Annotated in this window: 30 protein-coding genes, 1 tRNA gene and 2 pseudogenes; 20 read left to right on the forward strand and 13 right to left on the reverse strand. The window is 57.0% G+C overall.

Features of this window, described 5'->3' with window-relative positions:
- The first annotated feature begins 30 nt into the window (after positions 1–30).
- A complete protein-coding gene (locus AACY42_RS21915; protein WP_339482256.1) occupies positions 31–765 on the forward strand; it encodes an amidotransferase in 735 nt (244 codons plus the stop codon).
- Between the two features lie 73 nt (positions 766–838).
- On the opposite strand, the gene AACY42_RS21920 is transcribed toward AACY42_RS21915, so the two are convergent.
- The 3 genes from AACY42_RS21920 to AACY42_RS21930 all read right to left on the reverse strand — a co-directional run bounded on the left by AACY42_RS21920 (position 839) and on the right by AACY42_RS21930 (position 3,674).
- Positions 839–1,810: a magnesium and cobalt transport protein CorA gene (locus tag AACY42_RS21920; RefSeq protein ID WP_339482258.1), complete on the reverse strand. Its 972-nt coding sequence runs from the start codon at positions 1,808–1,810 to the stop codon at positions 839–841.
- A 134-nt stretch (positions 1,811–1,944) separates the two neighbouring features.
- Positions 1,945–2,667 (reverse strand): 1-acylglycerol-3-phosphate O-acyltransferase, encoded by a 723-nt coding sequence (locus AACY42_RS21925; RefSeq protein ID WP_339482260.1) that lies wholly within the window; start codon positions 2,665–2,667, stop codon positions 1,945–1,947.
- A 317-nt stretch (positions 2,668–2,984) separates the two neighbouring features.
- Positions 2,985–3,674, reverse strand: a complete 690-nt coding sequence (locus AACY42_RS21930) for a crotonase/enoyl-CoA hydratase family protein (protein ID WP_339482262.1) — start codon at positions 3,672–3,674, stop codon at positions 2,985–2,987.
- 308 nt (positions 3,675–3,982) lie between these two features.
- Between AACY42_RS21930 and AACY42_RS21935 the strand changes: the two genes are divergently transcribed.
- Positions 3,983–4,072, forward strand: a tRNA-Ser gene (locus tag AACY42_RS21935).
- Between the two features lie 141 nt (positions 4,073–4,213).
- On the opposite strand, the gene AACY42_RS21940 is transcribed toward AACY42_RS21935, so the two are convergent.
- The 3 genes and pseudogenes from AACY42_RS21940 to AACY42_RS21950 all read right to left on the reverse strand — a co-directional run bounded on the left by AACY42_RS21940 (position 4,214) and on the right by AACY42_RS21950 (position 5,285).
- The gene (locus tag AACY42_RS21940) at positions 4,214–4,390 is read right to left on the reverse strand and encodes a hypothetical protein (protein ID WP_339482263.1); all 177 of its coding nucleotides are present in this window, start codon (positions 4,388–4,390) and stop codon (positions 4,214–4,216) included.
- Between the two features lie 199 nt (positions 4,391–4,589).
- Positions 4,590–4,862 (reverse strand): annotated as a pseudogene (locus AACY42_RS21945) (GNAT family N-acetyltransferase); the annotation flags it as partial.
- 72 nt (positions 4,863–4,934) lie between these two features.
- Positions 4,935–5,285 (reverse strand): DUF7079 family protein, encoded by a 351-nt coding sequence (locus tag AACY42_RS21950; protein ID WP_339482264.1) that lies wholly within the window; start codon positions 5,283–5,285, stop codon positions 4,935–4,937.
- Between the two features lie 155 nt (positions 5,286–5,440).
- Between AACY42_RS21950 and AACY42_RS21955 the strand changes: the two genes are divergently transcribed.
- Entirely contained in the window at positions 5,441–5,617 is a 177-nt protein-coding gene (locus AACY42_RS21955; RefSeq protein WP_339482265.1) for a hypothetical protein, read from the forward strand.
- 150 nt (positions 5,618–5,767) lie between these two features.
- The gene (locus AACY42_RS21960) at positions 5,768–6,103 is read left to right on the forward strand and encodes a hypothetical protein (RefSeq protein WP_339482266.1); all 336 of its coding nucleotides are present in this window, start codon (positions 5,768–5,770) and stop codon (positions 6,101–6,103) included.
- 149 nt (positions 6,104–6,252) lie between these two features.
- Here AACY42_RS21960 and AACY42_RS21965 read toward each other — a convergent pair whose 3' ends face one another.
- A complete protein-coding gene (locus AACY42_RS21965) occupies positions 6,253–7,218 on the reverse strand; it encodes a DMT family transporter (protein WP_339482267.1) in 966 nt (321 codons plus the stop codon).
- Between the two features lie 127 nt (positions 7,219–7,345).
- On the opposite strand from AACY42_RS21965, the gene AACY42_RS21970 reads away from it, so the two are divergent.
- The 3 genes from AACY42_RS21970 to AACY42_RS21980 are packed head-to-tail and all read left to right on the forward strand — an operon-like array spanning position 7,346 to position 8,522.
- Positions 7,346–7,495: a hypothetical protein gene (locus tag AACY42_RS21970; RefSeq protein WP_339482268.1), complete on the forward strand. Its 150-nt coding sequence runs from the start codon at positions 7,346–7,348 to the stop codon at positions 7,493–7,495.
- Positions 7,473–7,913: a hypothetical protein gene (locus AACY42_RS21975; RefSeq protein WP_339482270.1), complete on the forward strand. Its 441-nt coding sequence runs from the start codon at positions 7,473–7,475 to the stop codon at positions 7,911–7,913. Before AACY42_RS21970 ends, AACY42_RS21975 begins: the two co-directional genes overlap by 23 nt.
- Before the next feature lie 48 nt (positions 7,914–7,961).
- On the forward strand, positions 7,962–8,522 hold the full coding sequence (locus tag AACY42_RS21980) for a GNAT family N-acetyltransferase (RefSeq protein ID WP_339482271.1): 561 nt from the start codon (positions 7,962–7,964) through the stop codon (positions 8,520–8,522).
- Here the strand turns inward: AACY42_RS21980 and AACY42_RS21985 are convergent.
- Positions 8,494–8,838, reverse strand: a complete 345-nt coding sequence (locus AACY42_RS21985; RefSeq protein WP_339482272.1) for a DUF2834 domain-containing protein — start codon at positions 8,836–8,838, stop codon at positions 8,494–8,496. The genes AACY42_RS21980 and AACY42_RS21985 overlap by 29 nt on opposite strands.
- A gap of 116 nt (positions 8,839–8,954) precedes the next feature.
- On the opposite strand from AACY42_RS21985, the gene AACY42_RS21990 reads away from it, so the two are divergent.
- From AACY42_RS21990 to AACY42_RS22015, 6 genes are all read left to right on the forward strand, one after another.
- The gene (locus tag AACY42_RS21990; RefSeq protein WP_339482273.1) at positions 8,955–9,761 is read left to right on the forward strand and encodes a helix-turn-helix domain-containing protein; all 807 of its coding nucleotides are present in this window, start codon (positions 8,955–8,957) and stop codon (positions 9,759–9,761) included.
- A 20-nt stretch (positions 9,762–9,781) separates the two neighbouring features.
- Positions 9,782–10,147, forward strand: a complete 366-nt coding sequence (locus AACY42_RS21995) for a VOC family protein (RefSeq protein WP_339482275.1) — start codon at positions 9,782–9,784, stop codon at positions 10,145–10,147.
- Positions 10,138–10,941 (forward strand): diaminopimelate epimerase, encoded by an 804-nt coding sequence (dapF, locus tag AACY42_RS22000; protein WP_339482277.1) that lies wholly within the window; start codon positions 10,138–10,140, stop codon positions 10,939–10,941. The genes AACY42_RS21995 and dapF overlap by 10 nt, the downstream gene beginning before the upstream one ends.
- A 443-nt stretch (positions 10,942–11,384) precedes the next feature.
- Complete coding sequence (locus tag AACY42_RS22005) at positions 11,385–11,873, forward strand: GNAT family N-acetyltransferase (RefSeq protein WP_339482279.1); 489 nt, start codon at positions 11,385–11,387, stop codon at positions 11,871–11,873.
- A 99-nt stretch (positions 11,874–11,972) separates the two neighbouring features.
- Entirely contained in the window at positions 11,973–13,070 is a 1,098-nt protein-coding gene (locus tag AACY42_RS22010) for a sterol desaturase family protein (RefSeq protein ID WP_339482281.1), read from the forward strand.
- Complete coding sequence (locus tag AACY42_RS22015) at positions 13,067–13,882, forward strand: suppressor of fused domain protein (protein ID WP_339482282.1); 816 nt, start codon at positions 13,067–13,069, stop codon at positions 13,880–13,882. The genes AACY42_RS22010 and AACY42_RS22015 overlap by 4 nt, the downstream gene beginning before the upstream one ends.
- Before the next feature lie 379 nt (positions 13,883–14,261).
- Here AACY42_RS22015 and AACY42_RS22020 read toward each other — a convergent pair whose 3' ends face one another.
- Together AACY42_RS22020 and AACY42_RS22025 are read right to left on the reverse strand one after the other, a co-directional pair.
- On the reverse strand, positions 14,262–14,540 hold the full coding sequence (locus tag AACY42_RS22020) for a short-chain dehydrogenase (RefSeq protein WP_339482283.1): 279 nt from the start codon (positions 14,538–14,540) through the stop codon (positions 14,262–14,264).
- Between the two features lie 286 nt (positions 14,541–14,826).
- Complete coding sequence (locus AACY42_RS22025; protein WP_339482284.1) at positions 14,827–16,035, reverse strand: MFS transporter; 1,209 nt, start codon at positions 16,033–16,035, stop codon at positions 14,827–14,829.
- Between the two features lie 132 nt (positions 16,036–16,167).
- Here AACY42_RS22025 and AACY42_RS22030 point away from each other — a divergent pair, with 132 nt between their 5' ends.
- Positions 16,168–16,749 (forward strand): TetR/AcrR family transcriptional regulator, encoded by a 582-nt coding sequence (locus tag AACY42_RS22030; RefSeq protein ID WP_339482285.1) that lies wholly within the window; start codon positions 16,168–16,170, stop codon positions 16,747–16,749.
- A 181-nt stretch (positions 16,750–16,930) separates the two neighbouring features.
- On the opposite strand, the gene AACY42_RS22035 is transcribed toward AACY42_RS22030, so the two are convergent.
- Positions 16,931–17,386: a GNAT family N-acetyltransferase gene (locus AACY42_RS22035; RefSeq protein WP_339482287.1), complete on the reverse strand. Its 456-nt coding sequence runs from the start codon at positions 17,384–17,386 to the stop codon at positions 16,931–16,933.
- A gap of 212 nt (positions 17,387–17,598) precedes the next feature.
- Here AACY42_RS22035 and AACY42_RS22040 point away from each other — a divergent pair, with 212 nt between their 5' ends.
- The 3 genes from AACY42_RS22040 to AACY42_RS22050 all read left to right on the forward strand — a co-directional run bounded on the left by AACY42_RS22040 (position 17,599) and on the right by AACY42_RS22050 (position 20,215).
- On the forward strand, positions 17,599–18,213 hold the full coding sequence (locus AACY42_RS22040) for an alpha/beta fold hydrolase (protein WP_339482289.1): 615 nt from the start codon (positions 17,599–17,601) through the stop codon (positions 18,211–18,213).
- 89 nt (positions 18,214–18,302) lie between these two features.
- Positions 18,303–18,926 (forward strand): SMI1/KNR4 family protein, encoded by a 624-nt coding sequence (locus AACY42_RS22045; protein WP_339482290.1) that lies wholly within the window; start codon positions 18,303–18,305, stop codon positions 18,924–18,926.
- Positions 18,927–19,417: 491 nt separating this feature from the next.
- Complete coding sequence (locus tag AACY42_RS22050) at positions 19,418–20,215, forward strand: potassium channel family protein (RefSeq protein WP_339482291.1); 798 nt, start codon at positions 19,418–19,420, stop codon at positions 20,213–20,215.
- Positions 20,216–20,491: 276 nt separating this feature from the next.
- Here the strand turns inward: AACY42_RS22050 and AACY42_RS22055 are convergent, their stop codons facing one another.
- Positions 20,492–21,031, reverse strand: coding sequence for an NADPH-dependent FMN reductase (locus tag AACY42_RS22055; protein ID WP_339482292.1), 540 nt, complete (start codon positions 21,029–21,031; stop codon positions 20,492–20,494).
- A gap of 277 nt (positions 21,032–21,308) precedes the next feature.
- Here AACY42_RS22055 and AACY42_RS22060 point away from each other — a divergent pair.
- Positions 21,309–21,473, forward strand: a pseudogene (locus tag AACY42_RS22060) (integrase); the annotation flags it as partial.
- A gap of 213 nt (positions 21,474–21,686) precedes the next feature.
- Positions 21,687–22,883 (forward strand): enoyl-ACP reductase FabV, encoded by a 1,197-nt coding sequence (fabV, locus tag AACY42_RS22065; protein ID WP_053180817.1) that lies wholly within the window; start codon positions 21,687–21,689, stop codon positions 22,881–22,883.
- Positions 22,884–22,965: 82 nt separating this feature from the next.
- On the opposite strand, the gene AACY42_RS22070 is transcribed toward fabV, so the two are convergent.
- On the reverse strand, positions 22,966–23,592 hold the full coding sequence (locus AACY42_RS22070; protein ID WP_339482293.1) for a TetR/AcrR family transcriptional regulator: 627 nt from the start codon (positions 23,590–23,592) through the stop codon (positions 22,966–22,968).
- Positions 23,593–23,720: 128 nt separating this feature from the next.
- Between AACY42_RS22070 and AACY42_RS22075 the strand changes: the two genes are divergently transcribed.
- Positions 23,721–24,938, forward strand: a complete 1,218-nt coding sequence (locus AACY42_RS22075) for an MFS transporter (protein WP_339482294.1) — start codon at positions 23,721–23,723, stop codon at positions 24,936–24,938.
- The last annotated feature ends 291 nt before the right edge of the window (positions 24,939–25,229 follow it).

Genomic DNA, 25,229 nt, shown 5'->3' on the forward strand with positions numbered 1-25,229 from the left:
ATATTCCCATCATCGTGTCAGGTATTTTTTATGTCGCTACGCATCTGCATTCTGGAAACCGATATCCTGCGTCCGGAACTGGTCGACCAATATCAGGGTTACGGGCAGATGTTCCAGCGCCTGTTTTCACAGCAACCTGTCGCGGCTGAGTTCACGGTGTACAACGTGATGGAAGGCCACTACCCCAGCGATGATGAGCCGTTCGATGCCTATCTGGTGACCGGTAGCAAGGCTGACTCCTTCGGCACCGACCCGTGGATTCAAACCCTCAGGACCTATCTGCTGGAGCGCTATCAGCGCGGCGATAAATTGCTCGGTGTGTGCTTTGGTCACCAGCTGTTGGCGTTGTTGCTGGGCGGCAAGACCGAACGCGCCACCCAAGGTTGGGGCGTCGGCACCCATCGCTACAAGCTCGCCGCGAAGGCGCCTTGGATGAGCCCGGTGATGGAAGATCTGACCTTGCTCATCAGTCATCAGGACCAGGTCACCCAATTGCCTGAAAACGCCACGGTCATCGCCTCCAGCGATTTCTGCCCGTTCGCCGCCTATCACATCAACGACCAGGTGCTGTGCTTCCAGGGGCACCCGGAATTTATCCACGATTATTCCCGGGCCTTGCTGGAGATTCGCCAGCAACACCTCGGCGAGCAGATCTACAGCCAGGGTGTGGCGAGCCTGGCCCATGAGCACCACGGCACCACGGTGGCGGAATGGATGATGCGTTTCGTCGCTCATAAGCCGCAGGCCGAAGCCACCCAAGGCTAAAGATCACCACTCATGTGTGCGAGCTTGCTCGCGATAGCGGTGGAACAGTTGGCGTTGAGCGAAGAGCGATCGCTTACAACCACCCCGATCGCTTGAAGCTCCACCACAGCGACGAGCAGCCCACCACAATCACCCCCAGCACCGCGAAATACCCGTATTGCCAACTCAACTCCGGCATGTCCTGGAAGTTCATCCCATAAATCCCGGCCACGGCCGTGGGAAACGCCAGGATCGCCGCCCAAGCCGCGAACTTGCGCTGTACCACGCTCTGGCGCGACGCTTCGAGCAGCACGCCGACTTCGATGGTCTGGCTGGCGATGTCAGCCAGGGTGGTCAGGTCTTCCATTTGCCGCGTGACATGAATCTGCACGTCGCGGAAATACGGGCTCATGTTCTTGTCGATAAAGGGGAAGTCGAGTTTCTGCAACTCTTCACTGATCTCCACCATGGGCGCCGCGTAACGGCGCAGGCGCAATACGTCGCGGCGCAAGCTGTGCAGGTTCTGGATGTCACGCTCGTTCAGGGAACTGCACATGACGTTGTGCTCCAGCTCATCGATTTCGGCGTGAATGGCTTCCCCCATGGGCTGGTAGTTTTCAATCACGAAATCAAGGATGGCATAGAGGACGAAATCTTCCCCGTGTTTCAGTAAAAGCGGACGTGCCTCACAGCGTTGCCGGACATGGGCGTAGGACGCAGAGTGGCCGTTGCGGGCCGTGATGATGTAGCCCTTGCCAGCAAAGATATGGGTTTCGATGAACTGCAGCTTGCCTTCCTTGCGTATCGGCGAATACGTGACGATAAACAGCGCATCGCCAAAGGTCTCCAGCTTGGGACGGCTGTGTTTCTCCATGGCGTCTTCGATCGCCAATTCGTGCAGGTTGAATTGACGCTGCAGGTTGGTCAGCTCCAGGGCACTGGGCTCTTCGAGACCGATCCACACAAAATGACCAGGTTTGGCAGCCCAGGCGCTGCCTTCGTCGAGGGTGATATTGGTGACTTTCTTACCGGCGCTGTAGACCGCAGCAGCAACGACTCTACCCATAATGGTGGTTCACTTCTTATTGGAAATGGCAGTGGCAGGCAGCGTCCAGCTTAACGTGCCCTGTAGCTTGAGAGTCAGCAAAATCTGCGGAGTTCGGCGGCAAAAGAAAACCCGCACAGGGGCGGGTTTTTCATTCATGCGGCTTGTAGTTGCCGGTCCATTGTCGCGATGCACTCGCGCATTTGTTCGCGACATTGGGCGATGAGCCGGGGCATGTCATCCATGCTCAGCCCGGCTGTAGGAATCGCCGGCAATGAACGTATGAGGATGTCACCACTGCGCCAGCGATTGAGGCGCATGTGCTTGATGTAGCTGCTCACGCACACCGGAACAATCGGCACCCCGGCGGCTATTGCCATCTGGAAGGCGCCTTTCTTGAACGGCAACAGGTCCTCACCCAGATTGCGCGTGCCTTCCGGAAAAACCCAGATCGAGGTGTCCTCATGCTGCAACGTATGGGTGGTGGTCAGCATCGACTGTCGCGCCTTGATAGCGTTGCCGCGGTCGATCAATACGTTGCCCGCCAGCCAAAACAACTGCCCGAACAGCGGCACCCATTTCAGGCTCTTCTTGCCGATGCACACGGTACGGCGTGGCACCACGTTGCCGAACATGAACAGGTCATAGTTGGACTGGTGGTTGGCGATGATGACGCAGCCGTTGGGCTTATTCACCAGCGTGTCGACCTGCGTCCGGACCCGCAGGCGCAAAATGTACATCGCTGGCAACGCGTACAACCTTGCACATAAACGACTGTTGTCCGGGTTGAATGGCCGGCACAGGCCCAGAATCACCCCAAGCACACCAGCCAGTACAAAATGCAGGCCCATCAATAACATACGCAATACAAACAGCATCTACAGGCCCCATCGGGACAAAAGGTGGCGCAGTGTACGGATGTGCACTGTTTTCGGCAATTGCCACTATAGAGGAAGGAGATGGACGATGTTTAAGCGCATGTTTGCAAATGACGCGACAGAAGTGGCCTAGAGTGGTTGCGGACTTTTAAGCGACGCGCGTAGGAAAAAGCCCAGCTCTAGGGGAGGGCTCGCGCGCTCTTGGCTCGTAGGAGCTGTCGAGCGGAGCGAGGCTGCGATCTTTCCATTACCAATTGAGTCCGGAGCGAAGGATCAAAAGATCGCAGCCTCGCTCCGCTCGACAGCTCCTACAAGCGTCAGCCCATATGCTCCTGATCCAGCAGAATCGCACTGTCCAGCGTTTCCAGCAGGGCTTTGCGCACTTTCAGCTTGGTGTTTTTGTGGGCGGACATGTTGATCTTCTTCAACTGACGCGCCGCTTCCAGGGCCGTGCCCTGCAGTTCTTCGGCCGACACCACCTTGTCGAGGAAACCGGCATCCACCGCGCCCTGTGGGTTAAACATCTCGGCATTGATTACCGAGCGATGGAACGCCGACTTGCGCAGGCGATCACGGGCCAGCTCGATACCGGCGTGGTGCATGGTCATGCCGATCTGCACTTCGTTCAGGCCGATGCTGAACGGCCCTTCCACCCCGATGCGATAGTCCGCCGAGAGCAGCAGGAACGCACCCTTGGCCACCGCATGCCCCGGGCAAGCGACAACGACAGGGAAGGGGTGGGACAACAGGCGACGGGCCAGCGTCGAGCCGGCTGTGACCAGGCTTACCGCTTCCTTGGGACCGGCGGTCATCACCTTCAGATCGTAACCCCCCGACAGAATCCCCGGTTGCCCGGTAATGATCACCACCGCCCGATCCGTCGTCGCCTGGTCCAGCGCAGCGTTAAACGCGGCAATCACATCCGGCGAGATGGCATTGACCTTGCCGTTGTTCAGGGTCAGGGTCGCGATACCGTCTTCGAGATGGTAGGCAATCAAGTCGTTCATGACGCTATTCCTTGTAAGAGAAGTGTCTCAGACGTTACCCACCGCCGCAGGCCAGGTAAAGCACCGTGACTGACTCACCGGTCAGCCCCAGGCCCTGCAAACAGCCCGGCCCGCCCATCCCGCTTCGCCTTCATCTATAGAACAGCGCCTGCATAGCGCCGAAGATTGGCCGGTTTGCCATGCCCTGGCGCGTTTGAAATGCTCGGCGATGCTTAAGCGCATGAAAATTCTGAAAAAAACCTTTGCCATCGGAAAAGCTTTCGACTACATTAGCGCGCCTCGACAGACTGAACAGTTTGTCGAGATACGGTGAAGTGTCCGAGTGGCTTAAGGAGCACGCCTGGAAAGTGTGTATACAGGAAACTGTATCGAGAGTTCGAATCTCTCCTTCACCGCCACATTCTGTAAGCACAAACCCCTGATTTTCCTAGAGAAAGTCGGGGGTTTGTGGTTTTTGGCGTCCCAAAAATCGCCCCATGGGACCACCATGGGACTGCTGCACTATCGTGGTGCAAAAAAGCAACGATTAAGGGACCCCCTTATCGGCGGTAATGGCCGTTTTTGTCGAGCATCCGAGGCGGCAAAAAGATCCCGTAGAACGGCTCAGGTTCTGGTGTGGGGGCTGGTGGAAAGGGCAGGGTGGCCAGGAGGCGGATGGGGCGGTCGGGGTGTTCGACGGGAGCGGTGTCGAAGTCGAAGGTTAATTGCTGGGTCATTTGATGGATCATTGATTTTTCTGCCTTTAGCATGAATTTTGGTTTGGTGCAAATTTATTATACCATAGGCTCCAATACGACCAATTCTCAACTAAGGTGCGACCCGTCGTGTTACGAGTAACGCCGTTTATGTTCAGCAGGCCCCCACACCCGGCCCAGGTGTGGGGGCCTTTTTTAGGCCCACGGTGACCGGAACCCCCTACACAGATACACCATAACCCCCGCCGCTGCTTTCGACGAATTGGAAGCCATGGCGGATGTAAAAGCGATTCGAGGCGCCTTCCTTAAGGGCGCCCACCCTGAGCGGGAGCGCGGCCGCATCCGCCTCCTTGAAAATATGATCGAGAACAGCGGCGCCTATTCCTGATCCTTGCGCGCCGGGCCTTATATACAAATGGTCAAGCAAGAGTTCATGGCTGAAAGGCTTGACCACAACGAACCCGACCCTCATTCCCGACACCTCGATGTGGCGTAAACATTTGATCCTCAGCGTATGCCGTTGGAATCTACCGCCATTACTTCGTCACGAGGCAATGCCGTTGTATCAAGCGTATCCGGGTGGAAGCCGCGTCGCGACCTGGCTCCAACACCTGGCAATCTCCTTGGCAATGCTGCCGCGGCCATTCCTGGGCTCCAGCTCAGCGCTTGCACTGAGGTGCTCCAGCAGCCACTCATCCGTCCACCCCGCCCATTCACCCGCAACGGATCTGAGGTTCGCTTCGAGCACCGGGAACACTTCATTCCACAGGATGTTGTGGATTTCCTTTGGCGAATAATGGGTTTCAAGGACGACGCGAGCGATGTAGTTGTAGGTCAGGTCGTCGATCTCGGTATCCAGGAAGAGCGAGGAAAGGGCTTGCCAGGTTTTCAGGCGGTTCGAGTCGACAGGGTTCATGTTTTTGTCTCGGGATGTGTAGGTGATAACCCATTTGGCCCAATGCTGCCGGCCAAATCGCCTGCTTGCCACCGTATGAGTCCCGCGGCTGCCAAAAAACCGTAGTTGTGAAAAAACGCAACCAGAGTGCCATCGGCTCAAAGACAAGGACGCCCATGGATATACTCACGCCATCACGTTTTGACGACGCTGCGATTTTGTACCCGAACGACAAGGCCGGGCTTGATCGATGCCAGCGCATTTTGAGGATGGCGCGCCCGAAAGCGTTCGCGGACCTGCAAAAGCTTTTCGGTACGCACGGTGCGACTTGTTCAAACCCAGAGCCGCAATGAATTGGGTGGTGATCGACGTAGGCGGCAATGATCTCAGGGTGATCGGTGGCGTCAACTACATCGGCAGACGTTCTACGTCAAACACATCTACACGGATGCCGATTACGACGTTGCCAACGTCTGGTATGCAAGAAACAAAGGGTTAAGACGATGAGTGCAGCCCGCAACGACTTTCAAACCGTAATCGCAACGCTTGGCGAGCTACATGGGGTACTGGATCGCCTGCGCGGTGAGTTTGTGCATGGCATCAAGACCCCTGCCGACTATGAACGTGCGACCGACCTGCTCGATGCGCTCACCGACGGGCGCGAACTGAGCAAGACGGAGGAGAAAATTCTCGTTGAGCTCGAGGACGAAATCCTGGCCTATCAGCGCAACTGCGACCAGTTTCGCGAATCGAATGCCGCTTTTGAGGCGACCTGCACGCCTGTGCAATTGATCAAAGGTGACGGCTCATGTCGAAGCTGTCCCTCTTCCCGTCAGTAAAACTTCAGCTCATGACCTTCTGCAAGAGGGCTCTCAGACCGCCTATTCAGTGGAGGAGACTGGTGCTGGTGAATACAACGTGGTGACTTCGACGGGCCGCAGAAAGACAGCCAAAGAGTCGGACAAGGGGTAGGGCAGTCGTCTGCTGATCAGGGGGCAGGGTCGGTCGTCGATCCACGGGAGTTCAGGATGACACGCACCGCCATGATCACCCCCACAAGCACAGCCGCAAGACCTGACGTCTCCAAAAGTGTCGGTAGCCGGCCATGAAACCACAAGCCAAGCAGCGTCGCGAACAGCGACTCCAAGGCAATCAATTGTCCGGAAAACACCATGGGCAGGCGTCGGGACGCGGCGTTCCAGGCCCAGGCCCCGACAACGGATGACATCAGCGCAATCACGAAACCCCAGAGATACAAAGGCCCCGCAACGGAAACACTAAAACCCAGGCTCGGCAGTTTGAGCAGGTCGAGCGCTTGTATCGCCGGTAATAAGCACAAGGTGCCGATGCCGGCGCCAGCCATCATAAGGCCGGTCCACGCGCCTGACGCGCGGGGTGGCAGCGTTAGCAAGGCACGCTGGTTCAACCAGCTGAATGTGAGCCATAACACCACGGCACCGATTGAAAACAACAAGCCCATCAGCCATGAGCCATCGTTTGCAACGGGTTGATGGACAGCGCCGAGGTTCGACAGTAGAAGCCCAACCGTCAAAAAACCCAGCGGGATTGCCAGTTTGCGCCATTGGAGGGTTTTGGTCGTGGCGTTGCCCAGCAGTGCCAGCAAGACCGGCACCATGCCAATAAAGGCCGGGGTCAGCACCGGCCCACCGAAGATGATGCCGGCGGCGATGCAGGCGCTATAGCCGAGGTAGCCGATCACACCCAGCCCTGCGGCCAGAAACACCTGAGCGCGACGCAGGAGCCACAGTTGGTCCCGATAGAGCAGCACGACAGCCAGGCCCAGGGCACCGGCGATCAGGAACCGTACGATCATCAAGTCATAGATCGTGTAGGCGCCGGTGACGTAGGGCGCTATGAAGTTCAACGCCCAGCTCAGTGTCGCGACGACTGCGAGGGCCAATCCGGCGATGAGGTTTGAGTGGGCCTGGATCATCAGGCGTGCGCCCCGACACACCGGCCATTGCAGCGAGTCCCCGAACCTTCTATAAAATCTCGCGCTGACATCGCGTTCCTCTCGACCGTCGTTGTCCCTGGAAATCTGACCCGCATGGAGCGTCATCGTGAGCCAATCGCTTCGCCCTCTCAACTCCCAGACTGACATTTACCCGCGTACTACGTCCCGCGTCCTGCGACATGCCTGGAACTTCACCTTACTGACGCTGCTCACCGGCTGCGGAGCGCTGTCGGATGCACCCCTATTCAACGCCTGACGGTGGTGAGACCGCGCGCTTGCGAGTGATCAGCGATGGCATGGTCAGGGCCGTACCCCAGTCCGATTGTGTGGACTTCCGCCTGCCGGGCGCGGGCGTCATGGTGGCGTTCCGCGATGGCTACGCCAATCGCAACGGCGAGAGCCTGGGCATGCCAGATGACGACAAATACTCATCTTCCACGGTCATGTCTGAGCTGCTGGTGCCTGCCGGGGAGCCTATTTCTTTTCATTACATCGGTGATCGATGCTACAACATGTTCAGCTTTGTCCCTAAGGCAGGGGAGGATTACCAACTGGACGCTGCGGGGCGTTTTGAGTGTGAGGTGAGGCTCAAGCAACTGCCCGCGGCAACGACGCAGCTTCCCCGTTCATTCTTGAAGGACAGCAAACTGTGCAGGGTGACGGATAACTTTTAGCGTGGAGGTTTTCCAAGGACCCTATAACGTTGAAAAAGGCGTTTCATCATGAGCCCCAGCCCCACGTTCCAAACCCGCCGTCTCATCCTCGCACCCCTTGAACTGACGGATGCACCGGCTATCCAACAGCTATTTCCCCATTGGGAGGTGGTCCGTTACCTGGACAGCCGCGTGCCCTGGCCTTACCCGGATGACGGCGCGCTGACATACGTGCGCGACCATGCGCTCCCGGCTATTGCAGCCGGACGCGAGTGGCACTGGATGATCCGCCTTGCCGAGGAGCCGGCACAGAGCATCGGCAGCATCAGCCTGTACGACCAGCCCGGCAACAACCGAGGGTTCTGGCTGGCGCCGCAGTGGCAGGGCCAGGGCTACATGCGCGAGGCTTGTGAAGTGATCAATGCCTACTGGTTCGAAACCCTGAAACACCCCGTCATGCAAGTACCCAAAGCGGTGGGCAACCAGGCTTCGCGCAGGGTATCGGAGCGTGAAGGCATGCGCCTGATCGGGACGCAGGAAGGGGATTTTGTCTGTGGGGCGTTGCTCAAGGAGGTCTGGGAGATGACGCGTGAGGCGTGGCTTAAGAAAAAGGTGAATGGTGGTGAGTAGACGTCACCGACGATTGGCGTCCAAATCCGTTAACGACGACGTACAACAGTGGACCGATTGATACAAAGATCACCGTGATCAGGACGTAGGGCAGCAACGATATGAGCGACCTGCCTTTCGAGCGAGTGTCCCTGTACATCCAAACGCACGCCATGCAAGCGAGCAGATAGAGATCGATGACTACCTGCGCGGTGTCTGGGCTAGACATGAGCCTGACGCCGAACGCCACGAGTGATTGCTCGGCGAAAAACACAGTACTCGCCGTGTACATTGAAAAAAGCAGCAGCACGACAAGTGCAACGTAGGGTCTTTTCACTTTACTTCCTTGGACTCGTTCATTGGTCAGTAGAGGTAGGCTAGTGATATGACCGTCATGGTTTCAATGACCTCTGAGGTCATGGATGAACGAGCCCGCAATGCCGGAGTCAACGGATGACCAGTCGACCTTTTTCTCGAGCGACGCCACCAACCTCAGCCGGTGCGCAGCTGCGTCACTTGCGCCAACAGGCCGGACTGAGTCAGCTGGACTGTGCATTGATAACAGGGGTATCTCAGCGTCACCTTAGTTGCATCGAGACAGGGCGTGCCAAGCCAAGCCCGGGCACTCTGCATAACTTGTTGACGGCCTTGGATGTTCCGTTGGAACGATGCAACGACATCTTCCTCGCCAGTGGCTATGCCCCTCGCTACGAAACGACACCGCTCACGTCGTCGTCAATGGATGTGGTACGTGATGCCATTAATCATGTCCTTCACGCCAATAATCCCGCTCCGGCGATTGTTCTGGGGGCTCAATGGGACATCCTTGCAGCCAACACCAGCGCGGGAGTTTTGTTCGATCTGGTGGGGCTTGCCAGAGACGCAGCCGATGGGCTCAACCTCTTGGTGACACTGCTGCAACCCGGTGGCTTGGGCGATCATTTGAGTAACGCCGAGGAAATAAGATTAGTGGCCTGGCAACGGGCCTCTCGGGAAGCCTTGAGTAATCCCGCGTTGGCTGAGATTCTGAAGAGCCTGCCGGCCCCACACCGCTCTGCGGCGCGGGTTAACGAGCTGCCTCCGTTGTTGCTGACGCGAGTCACGTCTCCCCATGGTGAGCTGAAGTTCATGTCAACGTTCACCACCTTCGGCATGCCGCTCGACATCACGATGAGCTCATTGCGTATCGAGCATCTGATTCCTGCCGACGCGAAGACCTGGGAGGTCATGACTAAGGCGTATGAGCAGACGCAACACTAATAATGATCAAGGAAGAACACATGCAACCGTCACTCAATCGAATCATGCTGTATGTCCGGGACGTTCAAGCGACCTGTGACTTTTATGAGCGTCATTTCGGTTTTACCAGCGAAAGAACAGTCGATGATCGCGTCACTGAATTGAGCCCTGCAAACGGTGGTGCGATCCTGATGCTTCATCCGGCAGGGAAGGCCGTTAAAACCGGGCAGGGCACTGTAAAGCTTGTCTTTGATCTCCAGGATGTCGAGGGTTTCAAGGCCAAGTGCCTGGCCCAAGGCCTGAGGTTTGGCGCTACGCACAGGGCGGATGGTTATTCTTTTTCCAACGCCAAAGACCCCGACGGTCATTCCATTTCCATCTCCAGCAGGGCGTTTGCATGCAGCTGAACTTTCAAAAGATGCATGCCAATGGCGATGACTTCGTTATTGTCGATTCGCGAAATTCGGCCAACCCGGTGACGAGTGCCATGGCCCAGCGAATGGGGGATCGGAACCGGGGCGTGGGCTTCAACCAACTCGCGGTGTTGCTCGATTGCGACGATGCCGATGCGCGGGTGATGTTCTGGAACGCGGATGGCTCCGCGCTGGACGTTTGTGGCAGTGCGACGCGGGGGGCGGCGGATATGCTGATGCGCGAAGCAAATGTGACTTCGGTTGCGTTGCGCACTCACCGTGGTCTGCTGACTTGCGAACGTACTCCGACCGGCGACATTTCCGTCGACATGGGCGTCCCGCTTTTCGGCTGGTCGGACATTCCTTTAGCGCAAGAGCTGGACTCCGCTGTCTTGCCACTGACCGACAGTCCTGCCGCGTGCAGCATGGGAAATCCCCACTGCACCTATTTTGTCGATGATCTGGCTAGCGTTGATATCGCGACGATTGCCCCGGCCATCGAAACCAACGCGTTATTTCCGCTCAAGACCAACGTTCATTTCGTCCAGATCATTGATCGCACGCATATTCGGCTGCGCATCTGGGAGCGTGGTGCAGGGATTGCACTGGGTTCAGGTTCTTGCTCGTGTGGCGCGGTTGTTAATGGGATTCGTCGTGGTTTGTTGGACAGCACCGTCGAGGTTGAATGTGATGGCGGGGGTGTGACCGTGCAATGGGATGGCGTGGGGGCCGTCTTTCTTATCGGGCCGGTGGAGGCGAGTTTTTCGGGGACGATGAGTCAAGGCTGAGTCGGTAGGTGTTTCAATCCTGGAGCAGGGATTTGCAGGACATTCAGTGCGTCAAGAAAATCTTCATTTGAGTCAGTTTGCGGATTTCTCTTAGCTCGCAGCTCTTAACGCGTTCAGGCTGCGCTTCACAGAACGGGTACCCACCGCCAATCTCCTGTGGGAGCGAGCTTGCTCGCGAAGGCGGCAACAAGTTACAACATGGTTTGAATAGATACACACTCCGTGGCGAGGGAGCTTGCTCCCGCTCGGCGGCGCAGCCGTCGTAGACCGATTGATGCAGTTTGTCTGGAAGAACGTTTTGGGGCGGCTTCGCCACCCAGCGGGAGCAAGCTCCCTCGCCACAGGACTATGGAGATTTGCATCATTTCTCGATGATCCTGAGCCACGGCCAGCGAGCCTGATAACTTTTCGCGCACCAAGTGCATAGATCTCAAGGACGCCCAATGCAATTGCAAAGCAGGCCAGTGACGGCCGATGACATCAAGACTCTCTGTAGCTTTGCGCAGGACGCTCGGGAACTGTTCTATATGTTCCCGAAAGCCCAATACCCTCTAACTGAGGCGCAGTTGGCTGACGCTATCGCTCAACGATTCGATTCGACGGTCATCGAGGCTGGGAACCGTGTCGTTGGTTTTGCTAACTTCTATCGGGCTGAAACCGGTGGGGTTTGCTGTATCGGCAATGTCATCGTTGCCCGAGAGGCTCGAGGTCAAGGTGTTGCCAGTTTTCTCGTGGAAACGATGACGGCCCTGGCGTTCGACCGCTATGACGCCACTGAGGTGCAGGTATCGTGTTTCAATGAAAACACGGCAGGCTTGCTGCTTTATCCAAAGCTGGGCTTTTTGCCCTTTGCTGTCGAAGAGCGAGTTTCTCCAGATAAGCGTAGAACCGCACTTATCCATATGCGTCGCGTTAGATCGGGCCGTCCCTAGATTCTTTTGAGCGACCGCCCCAGAAAATGCCTGAAAACCCAAGCCCAGCCCAACGCGACTGATTTACAATGCCATTCCTTCGACAGAGACCGGCCTTTCGTGGATGCGTTTTCCCTTGTCTATCAACACCTGAGCGCATGGGTAATCGCACCCGTCACCCAGCAGTTCCTCGGCATTTTCAACCTGAACGGCCGCCTCGGCATCCTGTTTCTCTGCGCCTCCTACGGTGTCGCCTATGGCCTGTTCCGTTTCAGAAAGCACCATGGCCTGACTGACGCTCGTTCGTTCTGGCAATTCATCGGTGGTCGTGGGGTGTACCTGCATCGTTCGGCGTTGCTGGACTATCGCTACTACTTCGTCCGGGCCATTCTCAAGATTGCCTTGGTGTTGCCCATTGTTCATCTGGTCGATCCGTACATCCTGCGCTCCGGGGATTACCTGGCTTTTTTCAGCAACCTCTGGGGCGCGCGTCCGCGTCTGGGGGAGAACCTTTCGCTCGCCTTGCTCTATGGGTTGGGGGTGTTTCTGGTGAAGGATTTCGTCCACTACTGGGCGCACCGGGCGTTTCATTCGCGCTGGCTCTGGGCTTTTCACAAGGTGCATCATTCGGCGCCCGTGCTGGTGCCGGCCACCGCGAGTCGGGTGCATTTTGTGGAGAAGATCGTCGAGAAGCTCTGCATTACCGCCTGCCTGGGCCTTTTCACGGGCTGCTTCTGGTATGTCTGTGGTGGTGAGATCAGCCGCTACACATTGTTCGGCGTGACGTACCTGGTGTTCATTTTCAATAGCCTGGCGGCCAACTTGCGTCACACCCATGTCTGGCTGTCCTTTGGCCCGGTGCTGGAACATGTGCTGAACAGTCCGGCTCAGCACCAGATCCACCACAGCGATGCTCCGCGCCATTTCAACCGCAATTTCGGCGTCAACCTGTCGCTGTGGGACTGGCTGTTCGGCACGCTCTATGTCACCCGCACGCAGCCTGAGCACTTGCGTTTCGGCACCGGAGAACAGGACCACCAACGTTACCTGACGGTGTATAGCCTGATTGTCACGCCTTTCGTCGAAACTGCCCGCAAGTGCCTGCCCGCGTTTTCATATCAACGCCAAGACGCCACAATGCGCCCAACGCCTGCCATCGGATCAGCGAGTGCTGACACGGGCGAGGTTGAGCGAAAAACCAGCAAGGAACGCCCATGAATTTCTTCAAGAAGCTCTTCGGTTCATCGAAAGCCCCTGAACCCCAAGACGACCAGCCTGCGCCGCAATCCCACGAGCTTGGCGACCTGACCGAGGCTGAAGCCGCCAATCTGGCCGTCCGGGAAGCCGGCGCAGCGTGCCTGGATCGTCATTGGAGCGCTGTCGGCACGGTCGAGCGGGATGTCCTGGCCTACCTGATCAGCCCAACCTTTTCCGGCGGCCCGTACTGGCCTTCGACCCGCCAGGCCTACCGCGTGGTTCGCCGTGGCGACACGATCATCCTCGCCACTGAAGGCCTGTCCGATCCATTCGATGATACGGAAGGAATGGGCAACGGCTTCGAGATGGAATTGTTCGTCGAAACCGCGGATATCCCCGAGCACGCCTATGGTCCAGTGGGGGAGGTCGATCCTTTCAAAGGCAGCTGGGCCTTCGAGCTGCTGGAGCACGTCGCCAAAACGGTGGCCGACGCTGGCGGCATCACCCACCAACTTGACCAATACGGGACGCTATCCCTTGAACTGCCCGGGCTCAGCCAATCGCACCACATGAGCGATCAACTGCCCAAGCTCTTCGTGACCGATGACGACTCCACCGGCGTTCTGCTCGGCGCCCCGGAGCCGGATTTCCCTACCCAACTGGATGACATGCCTTTGTCCCCGGTCAGATTGGTGCCGGTGGTATTGATCACCGCGCCGGAGCTGGAGTACGTGCGTTCGGGCGGGCGAGCGGCGCGGGAGGATCTGGTGAGCCGTTTGCAGGCGGCGGGCGTTGGGCATATGAGCAGTCTGCATCGGGCGAGTGTGGTGTGATGCTTCGCGGTAATTGATTAGAAACGGATGCTCAAGCGTGTCATTGTTCGCTCTAGTGGTAATCGTCGCATTGGGCATTCAAGGAGAGTTGAAGCACCCATGGAATCGATTAAAGAAATTGAAAGAGCTGTCAAAAGCGCCCCGATACGAAGCTTTCATCGTGCTTTAGCAAGCTTTCGGACTTGAGTCGCGCCGCCATCAGTAGCTGTTTGGGTCATTGGAAAGCTCTCTACCTACAGCTCTGTAACGCGTACTTAAGAAACGATGAATGGGTGGCGAAGGAGCTTGCTCCCGCTTGAGTGCGAAGCGCTCACAAAAAGGGCCGCTACGCAGCCCAGCGGGAGCAAGCTCCCTCGCCACAGGTTGTCGGCTGGCTGGCTTATAGAGTGGAACCTGCCGGGGCCGCATCCAATCGTCGTGCAATCACATCCATCACGTCGCACCCATCACGCAGGGGGATGCAGCAAAGTTGTGCCAGATCCTGAAGGGTCGCGGGGTCGATCGTCTGTTCATCGCGCATCGCCAAATTTTCCAGGAACTGGGTAGCGGCACGGATTCGGTAGGCTGCTGAGTCGAGCAGGATGTGTAGCGGCGCGGTGGTATCGACGTAGAGGGGTTGGTCGTCGGCGTTGCTGGTCAGGCCCATGTGTTGGTTCATGACAATTGCCTGTGTTGTTGGAATTGTGTCAATCGGGTCGCCAAACCCGGCCGCCATTTGGGCGACGCCAAGACTATAGTCGCCACCGTAAAAAATACGCAAGGGATTGATAGGGAAGGGGATTCCCAATCATATGTAGGACGTTGCCATAATCGTAAGCATCCGAGCTGTACGTCTTACAAATCAGCAGGGCCACCACCTACATCTTCCGCGGGCAAGAACATCATCCCGGAGCGGCTTTTTCTATTTGCAGATTACTCTGAACAGGGCGCGTCACAGAGGGCCTTCATACCGAGTACGATGTCGCAAGCGAGTGCTCTCGCATCCGTCGATACCCCCAAATAGTTACCAGTAATACAGCTGCTCCGGCTGCCAGAGCAACGTTAAACCCATAGCGAGCCCCTTCCATATCCACCAGTTGGCCCGACGCTGCAGCCCCCATCGCCACCCCCACATTCAAGCCCGCCAGTAACCAGGTCATGCCTTCGGTCAATTGTCGCTCCGGCACAATTCGCTCCACCAAGGACATCGCCACAATCATGGTGGGCGCAAAGAATAACCCTGCCACCAACACTGCTCCTGAGAGGCTGGTAATGTTACTAGCCATCAACAAGGGCAGTGTCGTTGCGGCAGTTGCAAGGCCACCCACCAGCAAGAGTTTGTGCAGCGGCGTTTTCAGTTTTAGCGCACCGAACAACAAGCCCGTGGCGCACGAGCCGATGGCGTAACAGGACAACACGATACTGGCCGCTGCCGGACTGCCCATTTGTTCCGCGAACGCGACACTCACGATATCGACCGTTCCGACGATGACGCCCATCGCGACCATCAGCAATGTTAATAGCCGGACGTCTGCCAAGCGAAAGATTGAGGCTGTTCGCGTGCTCATTTCTTCAGCCGATTCTACAGGCGGTTCGGTGGATACTTGCGCTGCCAAAGCAAGTGCGCCAATCGCCAGCAGTACAACTGCCGCTAACGGTCCTGCCTGGGGGAAGACGGCCACGCTCAAACCAACGGAAATCGGAGGGCCTGCGATAAACGTCACTTCGTCCAGCACGGTTTCGAGTGAGTAAGCTGTTTGCAGGTGCGGCTTGCCCCTATAGATCGCAGTCCAGCGAGCGCGGACCATGGCCGACATGCTCGGCATGAAACCCGCTAACACAGCGGCTACGAACAATGTCCAATCGGGTGTATGCCAGTAGGTACAGGCAAGCAGTAGAAGAGTACCCAAAACACTGATGCCAGCAGACAAGGGCAGTACCCTGCGCTGACCGTATCGATCCACCATGCGTGAAACCTGCGGTGACATTAATGCATACGTCAGGACGAAGGTGGCAGAAATCGCGCCTGCCAGTGCGTAGCTGCCCCGTAACTGCGAAAGCATGGTGATGATGCCGATACCTGTCATGGGGAGTGGTAGACGGGCGAGGAGGCCTGCAAGGGAGAATCCCTTGGTGCCAGGGTCTTGGAACAGTATTCGGTACGGATTGGCCATGCTCGATACTCCTTATCGAAGAGTTCAGCTTGTCGGGGCGTCGCTGAACTGTAAATATACATTCAATGCGTATGATTAAAATCCTATAATCATACGCAGTGAATGTAAATGGCTTATTGGTCTGGAGTTATCATGGTTCGACGTACACGCGCTGATATGGAAGAAACACGTACCACGTTGCTGAAGACCGCACGCCAGGTTTTCAGCGAACATGGCTATGCCGAAACGTCCATGGATGATTTGACAGCGATGGCTGGCCTGACGCGGGGCGCGCTTTACCATCATTTCGGCGACAAGAAAGGTTTACTCACGGCTGTGGTCGCTCAAATTGATGCGGAGATGGACACGCGGCTACAAGTGATTTCGGACAGTACAGACAACGCATGGGAGGCTTTCCGGGATCGCTGTCGCATGTACCTGGAAATGGCACAGGAGCCTGAAATACAGCGCATCGTATTGCGGGATGCGCGCGCTGTTCTGGGTAGCTCCCCACCAGAAGCGCATCGGCACTGTGCAGCCTCCCTACAAAAGATGCTTGAGCAACTGATGCTGCAAGAGACGGTTGTACAAACCGATCCCGAAGCATTGGCGATGCTAATCCATGGTGCCTTGTGCGAAGCAGCATTCTGGATCGCAGAAGCTGAACCAGGTTCAGACAGGCTGTTGCAGGCCCTGGGGGCACTTGAGCTTCTGCTTAAGGGCGTCCGTAGCTGAAATCAGGGGCATAGGGGGTGGATCCCAGTGTGGGTAATACGGTGCGGTTGATAATGGGGTGCTCTTCCCAGATGACGAATTCTTCATGGAGTTTTCGTGGTGGTGCAAAAAAGAAGGGCGTAATCATTGCATCAGCATCACACCGAAGTGGCCTAACACCGATATCTAGGCCGCTGCAGTGCTACAGGTCCAAGATTTTCGTCATGATGATCGTGCGCTCAGATTTGTGAAACTCATCCCTGACTTTTATAAAGCCAAGCGAAGCATAAAAGCCTTCTGCGGTGATTGAAGAGGGAACCCGTAGCAGGTTCAGACCTGCGTTTATGGCGATCGATTGAAGCCTCTCCATCAGGTGTCTCCCGAGACCCTGCCCTTGATAGCTCGGCTCGACAAACACGCTTCGGACAACGTCCTGATCAAGACTCGCCGTTGCAACAATATGGTTGTCGACTATTGCTACGAGTATCTGACGTTGAGCCAACAATTGAAGAATTGCCAAGGGAGAAAAATTTTGCGCCACTTGATCGATAATTTCGGATGAGTAGTCTTGGGCATTGGACTGGCGCAGAGCATTGATGATCGTTTGACTGATGGCCGGGGCATCGGCAGCCATAGCGTTTCGAATCAGGTAACCCATCAAGGTAATTCCTTGCGCATAATGGCTGAGCATAGAAGGATTCGGCCTCACTGACCAAAACGAAAGGCGCAATGGCTGCTGTCTTCCACGATCTCTCTTTCACGAAGGGCAGCTATGGATGACAGCTCTCGTTTCGATGCGCTCATCGAACCTGGCGGTATCTCTTTTGCATTCTTGCTGACCCTTTCAAATCCACCCTCAAGGACGAACCCGTGACCGCATCCCCCGTCAAACTCATCTTCCTGCCCGGCGCCTCGGGCAACACCCAGTTCTGGCATCCGGTCGCTGAGCGCTTGGCCCACCCGGCGCAGCAAGTTCATACCGGCTGGCCCGGTTTTGGAGACACACCGCCCGTGCCTGGCGTGACCGGCATGAGTGACCTAGTGGCGCGTGTGCTGGCCGAGATCGACCGGCCCACAGCGCTGGTGGCGCAATCCATGGGCGGTATCGTCGCTGTGCTTACAGCGCTTGAACGTCCTGAACTGATCACCCACTTGGTGCTGACCGTCACCTCGGGCGGGGTGGACATGTCGGCGCTGGGCGCGCAGGACTGGCGCCCGGATTTTGCGGCGGCCAACTCGACGCTGCCGAGTTGGTTTCTCGACGACCGCACCGACCTCACGTCCCGCTTGGTCGAGTTGCGCATGCCGGTCCTGCTGCTCTGGGGCGACGCTGATCCGATCAGCCCCGTTCGCGTCGGCCAGTACCTTGCCCAACTGTTGCCCCGCGCTGAACTGCACGTTTTTTCTGGTGCCGATCACAGCCTGGGCTTTACTCACGCAGATGAGGCGGCGAGGCTGATCGAGAGACATCTGGCCAGCAAGTGAGCGGAGCACTTGTTATCGACGTGTCGGACTGATTGTGCGGCGCGGCGTGTTTCAAGACCTTCAGGACCCAATACCTTTTCGAGACATCAATGACTGACTACCGCGGCCTCATCCTCGAAGACACCCGTGAAGGCGCCACCGAGCGTGCCATCACGCAACTGGAAGCCAGCCTGGGGGCTCGCTTGCCGGACGACTATCGCCAATTCCTCAAGACCTGCAACGGCGCCTACGTGGAATACGATGTGCTGGCGACCCTGGCCAATGGCGACGAGGAACTGCTTAGTTTTTCGCTGTACGGGCTGGACCCGGACAAAGCGTATGAATCCAACCCCTTCGAACTGGAGCAACTGCGGGCCCAGCCCGGCTTCCCCGAGACGGGATTGCTGCCGATCGGTCGCGACGGCGGCGCGAGTATCTTGCTGCTGGACCTGCGGGAAGGGCGCCAGGACGTGGCGGTGATGGTGGCAGGCTTGCCCGCTTGGACTGGGCGTCGTCAGCAGGGCGATGAGTACGTGGTGCTGGCGGACTCTTTTAATGGTTACTTGGATTCGCTGCATTTATCGCAAGAGCGGATCGAGGAGCATATCAATCACTTCATGATCAGCCCTGAGAGTATCGAGGCGACGTTGGAGTGGCTGGATAAGGGGAGTCCGGGCTGGCGGGAGCGGTATCGGGAATTGTGGAACGCGAGGGTTGTGGATCGGTTGATTTGAAGGCTGATTGGGTGGGTGAATTCCGCTTTTCTGGATGTATACAGCAGGCTTCTTTGGGTCGACTCCGTCCTGTCCTGACCGGCAGCAGTCGGCCATTCAAAGGAGCTCCAAGTATTAGCCGACGGCTGGGCCTTCAGTCTCAATGGCAGTGAACACTCCCGACCTTGTTATCCATATGACAACACTGCCCTGGCGGTGAGCTTTTACGGCATCCGCCTCCGTGCTCGAGAATCTCCGCTCCGTTCTGTGACATACCGTGGCTAGAGGAGCTGACTGCCAGCGAAGGGAAGTTGAAAGCAAACAGCAGAGTAAAACCAATAGCCAAACGTTTCATGGGGAGACCTCATAATGCCATCATTGCTGATAAGCCAATAGAGCACGGAATCACACAATGATCCATCGAAATAGTCGCGTCGAGTGGCTAGGGGATTTGGGGAAAAGTCCGCCAGAAGCCATTGCCATGCATATCGCCAACACAGGGAAGCATCACGATGAATATCAGGGAACGTCTTTTTCTTGAGGTCGATGCAACTGCCAGAAACCATGGCATATCAGGTTTCAACCGCTTCATCTGCGTATTGATTATCGGCGCGGTGCTGGTGGCGGTATTGGAAACCGAGCAGTCTGTAGCCGAAACCTACCATCAGATGTTCAGGGCAGTAGAGTGGTTGTTGTTTGGGATTTTTCTGATCGAGTATTGCTTGAGGGTCTACGTTGCTCCAATGAATCCCCTGTTCTCGGGCAAATATGGCCGGCTCAAATACATTTTCAGTGTCTGGTCGATCATTGACCTCATTGCTCTACTACCTTTGCTGCTGATTGTATTCGACGGCACCACCTTCTACTTGCGCTTGGCCAGACTGCTGCGAATTCTCAGGGTGTCGAAGCTTGGGCGTTTCACAAGAGCTTGGACGCTTCTGTGGCAAGCCATCTCCAAGCGCCGTTACGAATTGATGCTGAGTGGCATGGCCGCATTGATGCTGCTTCTGGTCTCCAGCACCTTCCTCTACGTGCTTGAAGCTGCTGAGCAACCGGAAGCCTTTGGCAGCATCCCGAGAGCCTTGTGGTGGAGTGTCGCCACGCTGACAACGGTTGGTTACGGAGACGTCACTCCGATAACTGCTGCCGGTCGCTTTTTCGCCGGTATTACTGCGGTGGCTGGTATTGGGTTGGTCGCCATGCCAACCGGCATATTAGCGGCGGCTTTTAGTGACGCGTTTCAGAACCAGGAAAGCAAGAAGGCTGGAGATGGCATTTTGATTTCGGCGCCGGATCAAGAACGCACCTAGGCAGTACTTGAACATTGGACAAAAACAGGGGATCTACTTATAAGGCCCATCGGAGGCCCATCGGGGACAGATCACGATATTGATGACGCTGATAATCCGTAAGGGGTCGGCTGCTGCCCTTCGAGACAGACTAAAATCGGCCAGGAGCGGTCCCTCGCGGCCGGTTTGCGAAGCCCGCTACCGAGGCTCTATCCGACGTTCGTAGGTATGGAAAATGCAAAGACGTCGATCAAAGGTGACAAATGACGTGGTGCATCATTGCTCCGCCCCTAGGATTTAAGAGGGTGCCGCCACGACATGGAGATGCTCGACGATTGCCTGAAGCGCTTGCCGCAGTATTTCGCCGCTAACGGGATCATTCGCTATGGCGACTGGATCGGTCTGCTTGCCCAATAATTGCAGAGTGACGCAAGCATCGTGGACGAGCGTTGCGGACATCGTTTCCAAGACCAGCTTCAAAGCGGCTTGGGCAGCAGATGCTCTAGGCGAGGTGTTGAAAAGTGCGACTGGCTTTCCGGGAAAATCCAGGCTTCCTACCAGCCAATCCAGCATGTTCTTGAAGGACCCTGGTATCCCGCGAGCGTATTCCGGGCAAGAAATCAGGAGGCCGTCTGCCTGACCCACTCGAGTGCGCAAATCAACGATGCGCTGGGGAAGGTTGACTTCGAGGTCCGGATTAAAGTGGGGTAGTTCGCCAATCTCATCGTAATGTTCGACTACAACGCCCGGCGGCACCAACAGGCCTGCCGCGATGAGTGTGTGCGTATTTGACGACGCAGTGCGTAGGCTGCCAGACAGGGAAAGAAGACGAAGCATCTTGATTGAACCGTGATCGATCGGGTGCGTAGTATCCCATGCCTGGCAGATATCCGGCCCTCTGCCATTTGCGCCGTGACTGATATCCAGGAGAGGCGGCTGCTCCGCGGATCCTAAGGCGACATTCGCTGTAACGATGCGACAGTCAGAAACGGCCAAGTGCGGACTGACACACGGATTCTGTCCATTCGCGCGAACCAATGGGCACTCTGTAACAACCGCTGAACCTAACGACTTTCGTAGAGAGGTTGCCGATGCAGGACACACCAACCATGTAACCCACACGCTACGGAGAACCAAGGTATCGCTAACCTATCGCAGGACGAAGAACCTGAGAGCAGTGCAACTCCTGCTTGGCCGTACGAAGCTTGAATGTACCGTCAGATACCTGGGGATCGAGGTCGATGACGCCCTGGAAAGGGAGGAACAGACGGACGTCTGACTACCCACTACAACGGTCGAGGTTAGACCGTCGCAGTCTCTTGCCAGGCTCGAGGTCGGCCAATGCCCATATGACCAGCAGGAAGGATTTGTTCAAGCATTGCTTGGCGAGGCATCAATCGCTGCCGATCTTTCATCGTGACGCTCCAGCTTTCCAGGCGTCTATAACGTTGTAGCCAAGGTTGGCTCTCATTCTGGAAGAGGGAGAACTTTTATGATCATTAAACCGCGCGTTCGCGGCTTTGTCTGTGTGACTACCCATCCCACTGGTTGCGAAGCCAACGTCAAGAATCAGATCGATTACGTTACTACGAAAGGATTGATCACCGGAGGGCCAAAGAACGTACTCGTGATCGGTGCATCGACTGGATACGGACTTGCTGCGCGGATAACGGCAGCTTTTGGTTGTGGCGCCAGCACTCTCGGTGTGTTTTTCGAACGTGAAGGCGATGAGGGTAAGCTCGGCACTGCCGGCTGGTACAACACTGCGGCCTTTCATACGTTTGCCGAGTCCGACGGCCTCTACGCCAAGAGCATCAACGGCGATGCTTTTTCCGATGAGATCAAACAGAAGACTATCGACGTTATCAAACGCGACTTCGGCAAGGTCGACCTGGTTGTTTACAGTCTTGCCGCACCGCGCCGGACACACCCCAAGACGGGTGAAGTGTTCAGTTCTACCCTCAAGCCGCTCGACAAGGCCGTGACGTTGCGGGGCCTGGATACTGATAAGGAAGTGGTCAAGGACACCACGCTACAACCCGCGACCCAAAGCGAAATCGATGGCACGGTGGCCGTGATGGGCGGCGAAGACTGGCAGATGTGGATCGATGCCCTGCACGAAGCGGGTGTTTTGGCGGATGGGGCGAAAACGACCGCGTTCACGTACCTGGGCGAAAAGCTGACTCATGACATCTACTGGAACGGCTCCATTGGTGCGGCCAAGAAGGACCTGGATCAGAAAGTCCTTGGTATCCGTGAACGGTTGGCTGTTCTGGGGGGCGATGCGCGGGTCTCGGTATTGAAAGCGGTGGTTACTCAGGCAAGTTCAGCTATCCCGATCATGCCGCTGTACCTGTCATTGTTGTTCAAAGTCATGAAAGCGCAGGGCACACACGAGGGGTGTATCGAGCAGGTCTATGCGCTCTACAAAGACAGCTTGTACAGCCATTCTCCAGTGATGGATGAAGAGGGCCGCCTGCGCGCGGACTACAAGGAGCTGGCTCCCGAAGTCCAGGACCGCGTCAAGCAACTTTGGGATCAGGTTAGCAACGATAACCTCTACGAACTGACTGACTTTGCCGGTTACAAAGCGGAGTTTCTGCGTCTCTTCGGTTTCGGGATCGAAGGGGTTGACTACGAGGCTGAGGTAGATCCGGACGTCAAGATCTCCAACCTGTTCCAGGCTTAGGTCGCAAGTATGGATAGCTGCCTCGATGCTCCATGCAGAGGCAGCTGCTGCTCAAGAGGGGGTGTAACAGGATGTCTGCTTTTTAGCTGCTCGGCTCGGTATAGGTAGCAATGTCCCACGTCAGCATTATCTGGGTGATGGCGGCATCAATGACCCCATGTTGCGTGTTATCCCGAGCGAGGATGGAAATACCCTGCAGGAAACTGTCGAACACCGTAGCCATCGCGGGCGCGTGAATATTGCCCGGCAACTGACCGGCGCTGACCCCCCGCTCAACACACGCCAAAATCCCCGCGCGAGTGCGGGCGCGAGATTGGGTCAGGGCTTCGACCACCCGCGCACTCTCTGGGTTGGGCGCGCTCATCACCCCGAGGGCCACCATGCAGCCCTTGGGATGGCCGTCTTCACACTGCATGCGCGCCGACTGGCGCAGCGCGGTCTCGATGGCCTGGCGTGGCGGCAGGTTATCGTCCCACAGGCATTCGGTGACCTGAGCGAAGGTCGTCAGGTAACGCTGCACACACTCATCAAACAAGGCCTCCTTGGAGCCGAACGCCGCGTAAAAGCTCGGTGCGGAAATCCCGCCACCCAGTCCGGCTTTCAACTGAGCGAGGGAAGTTGCGTCGTAACCGTGTTGCCAGAACAGGTGCATGGCCTGTTCCACGGCGTGGTCGCGGTCGAAGGTGCGGGGGCGGCCCATTTGCGCCATTTCACGGCTCCTGTGGATGATGAGATAAATACTAGTCGATACATAAGTCGTTGACAACGTGCGCTGACTGCCCTCAACATTTATATCGATCAGTATTTAAGTCGAAGTCCTCACTCAAGGAATCTCCCGTGACACCCTCAATTACCTTATCGGCAGCGCCCGAGCGCTTGCCCATTGGCGCCTTGCTCGCCCTGGCCATGACCGGCTTCATCTGCATCGTCACCGAAACCCTGCCCGCCGGCTTGTTGCCGCTGATCAGCCAAGGCCTGGCGATTTCCCCCTCCATGGCCGGGCAAATGGTCACTGCCTACGCCCTGGGCTCGGTGCTGGCGGTCATCCCCATGACCATTGCCACCCGCGCCTGGCGCCGTCGCAACGTGCTGCTGCTGACCATAGTCGGTTTCTTGCTGTTCAACTCCATCACCGCGCTGTCATCCCACTATGGCTTGACCTTGGTGGCGCGCTTCTTCGCCGGCGTCGCGGCGGGGCTGGCCTGGAGCTTGCTGGCCGGCTACGCCCGGCGCATGGTCGCGCCCCATCAACAGGGCAAGGCGCTGGCACTGGCCATGGTCGGCACACCGATTGCCCTGTCTTTGGGTGTGCCTCTCGGCACCTGGCTGGGTGGCCTCGCGGGGTGGCGCACTGCCTTCGGCATCATGTCGGGCCTGACCTTGGTGCTGATTGCCTGGGTACTGGTGAAAGTCCCTGACTACTCACCCCAACTCGCGCACCAGCGCATGTCGTTATGCACTGTACTGACCACGCCCGGCGTGCGACCTGTACTGGCGGTGGTGATCAGCTGGATGCTGGCACACAACATTCTCTACACCTACATCGCCCCGTTCGTGGCGCCGGCGGGTTTGGAGGATCAAGTGGATTTGGTGCTGTTGGTGTTTGGTGTTGCGGCGTTGGTGGGGATTTGGGTGACTGCCAAATTGGTTGAGCCTTTGTTGCGCAAGACTGTGTTGGTGAGCCTGGCAGCGTTTGCGGCGGTTTGCGTGGTGCTTGGTTTTTTGGGTCGTGTGCCTGAGGTGATCTACATCGGCGTGGCGGTTTGGGGGTTGAGCTTCGGTGGGGCGGCGACGTTGCTGCAAACGGCACTGGCGGATGCGGCGGGGGATGGGGCGGATGTGGCGTTGTCGTTGAATGTGGTGGCTTGGAATAGCGCGATTGCGGGGAGTGGGGTGGTGGGTGGGGTGTTGCTGGATAGGTGGGGCGTCGCCTCTTTTCCATGGGCAATGGTGCTATTGGCGGGGGCGGGGTTTGCAATTGTCTGGAGCGCTCGGGTTCACGGCTTTAAATCGGGCCCGCGTGCGGCTGGCAGGCCTGCGGTTACGGGGCACTGAACCACATAAAAAAGCGGCTATCTGAGGGGGCGGCCTTAAATCGATAGCGGCTTTTTGATCGATTTCTGACATCTGTAAAGGGGCGTTATCGATCTATAGCTGATGGTCAGCATCGGCAGAAATCGGCCTGTGGGGCGCGCCTCGAAAACTCGGGGCAGCTCACATTTTGACTCGATACTACTTACAGACTCTCTCGGGCCGGCAGTGGTAGCGATTTTCCGACGCAGAATCATCATCCCCGCAGATACAAGGTGAGTTGCACTGCTGCTCGCGGATGGCCGCCGGCCACCC

The sequence above is a fragment of the Pseudomonas sp. RL_5y_Pfl2_73 genome (assembly GCF_963970515.1).
Classification (GTDB): domain Bacteria; phylum Pseudomonadota; class Gammaproteobacteria; order Pseudomonadales; family Pseudomonadaceae; genus Aquipseudomonas.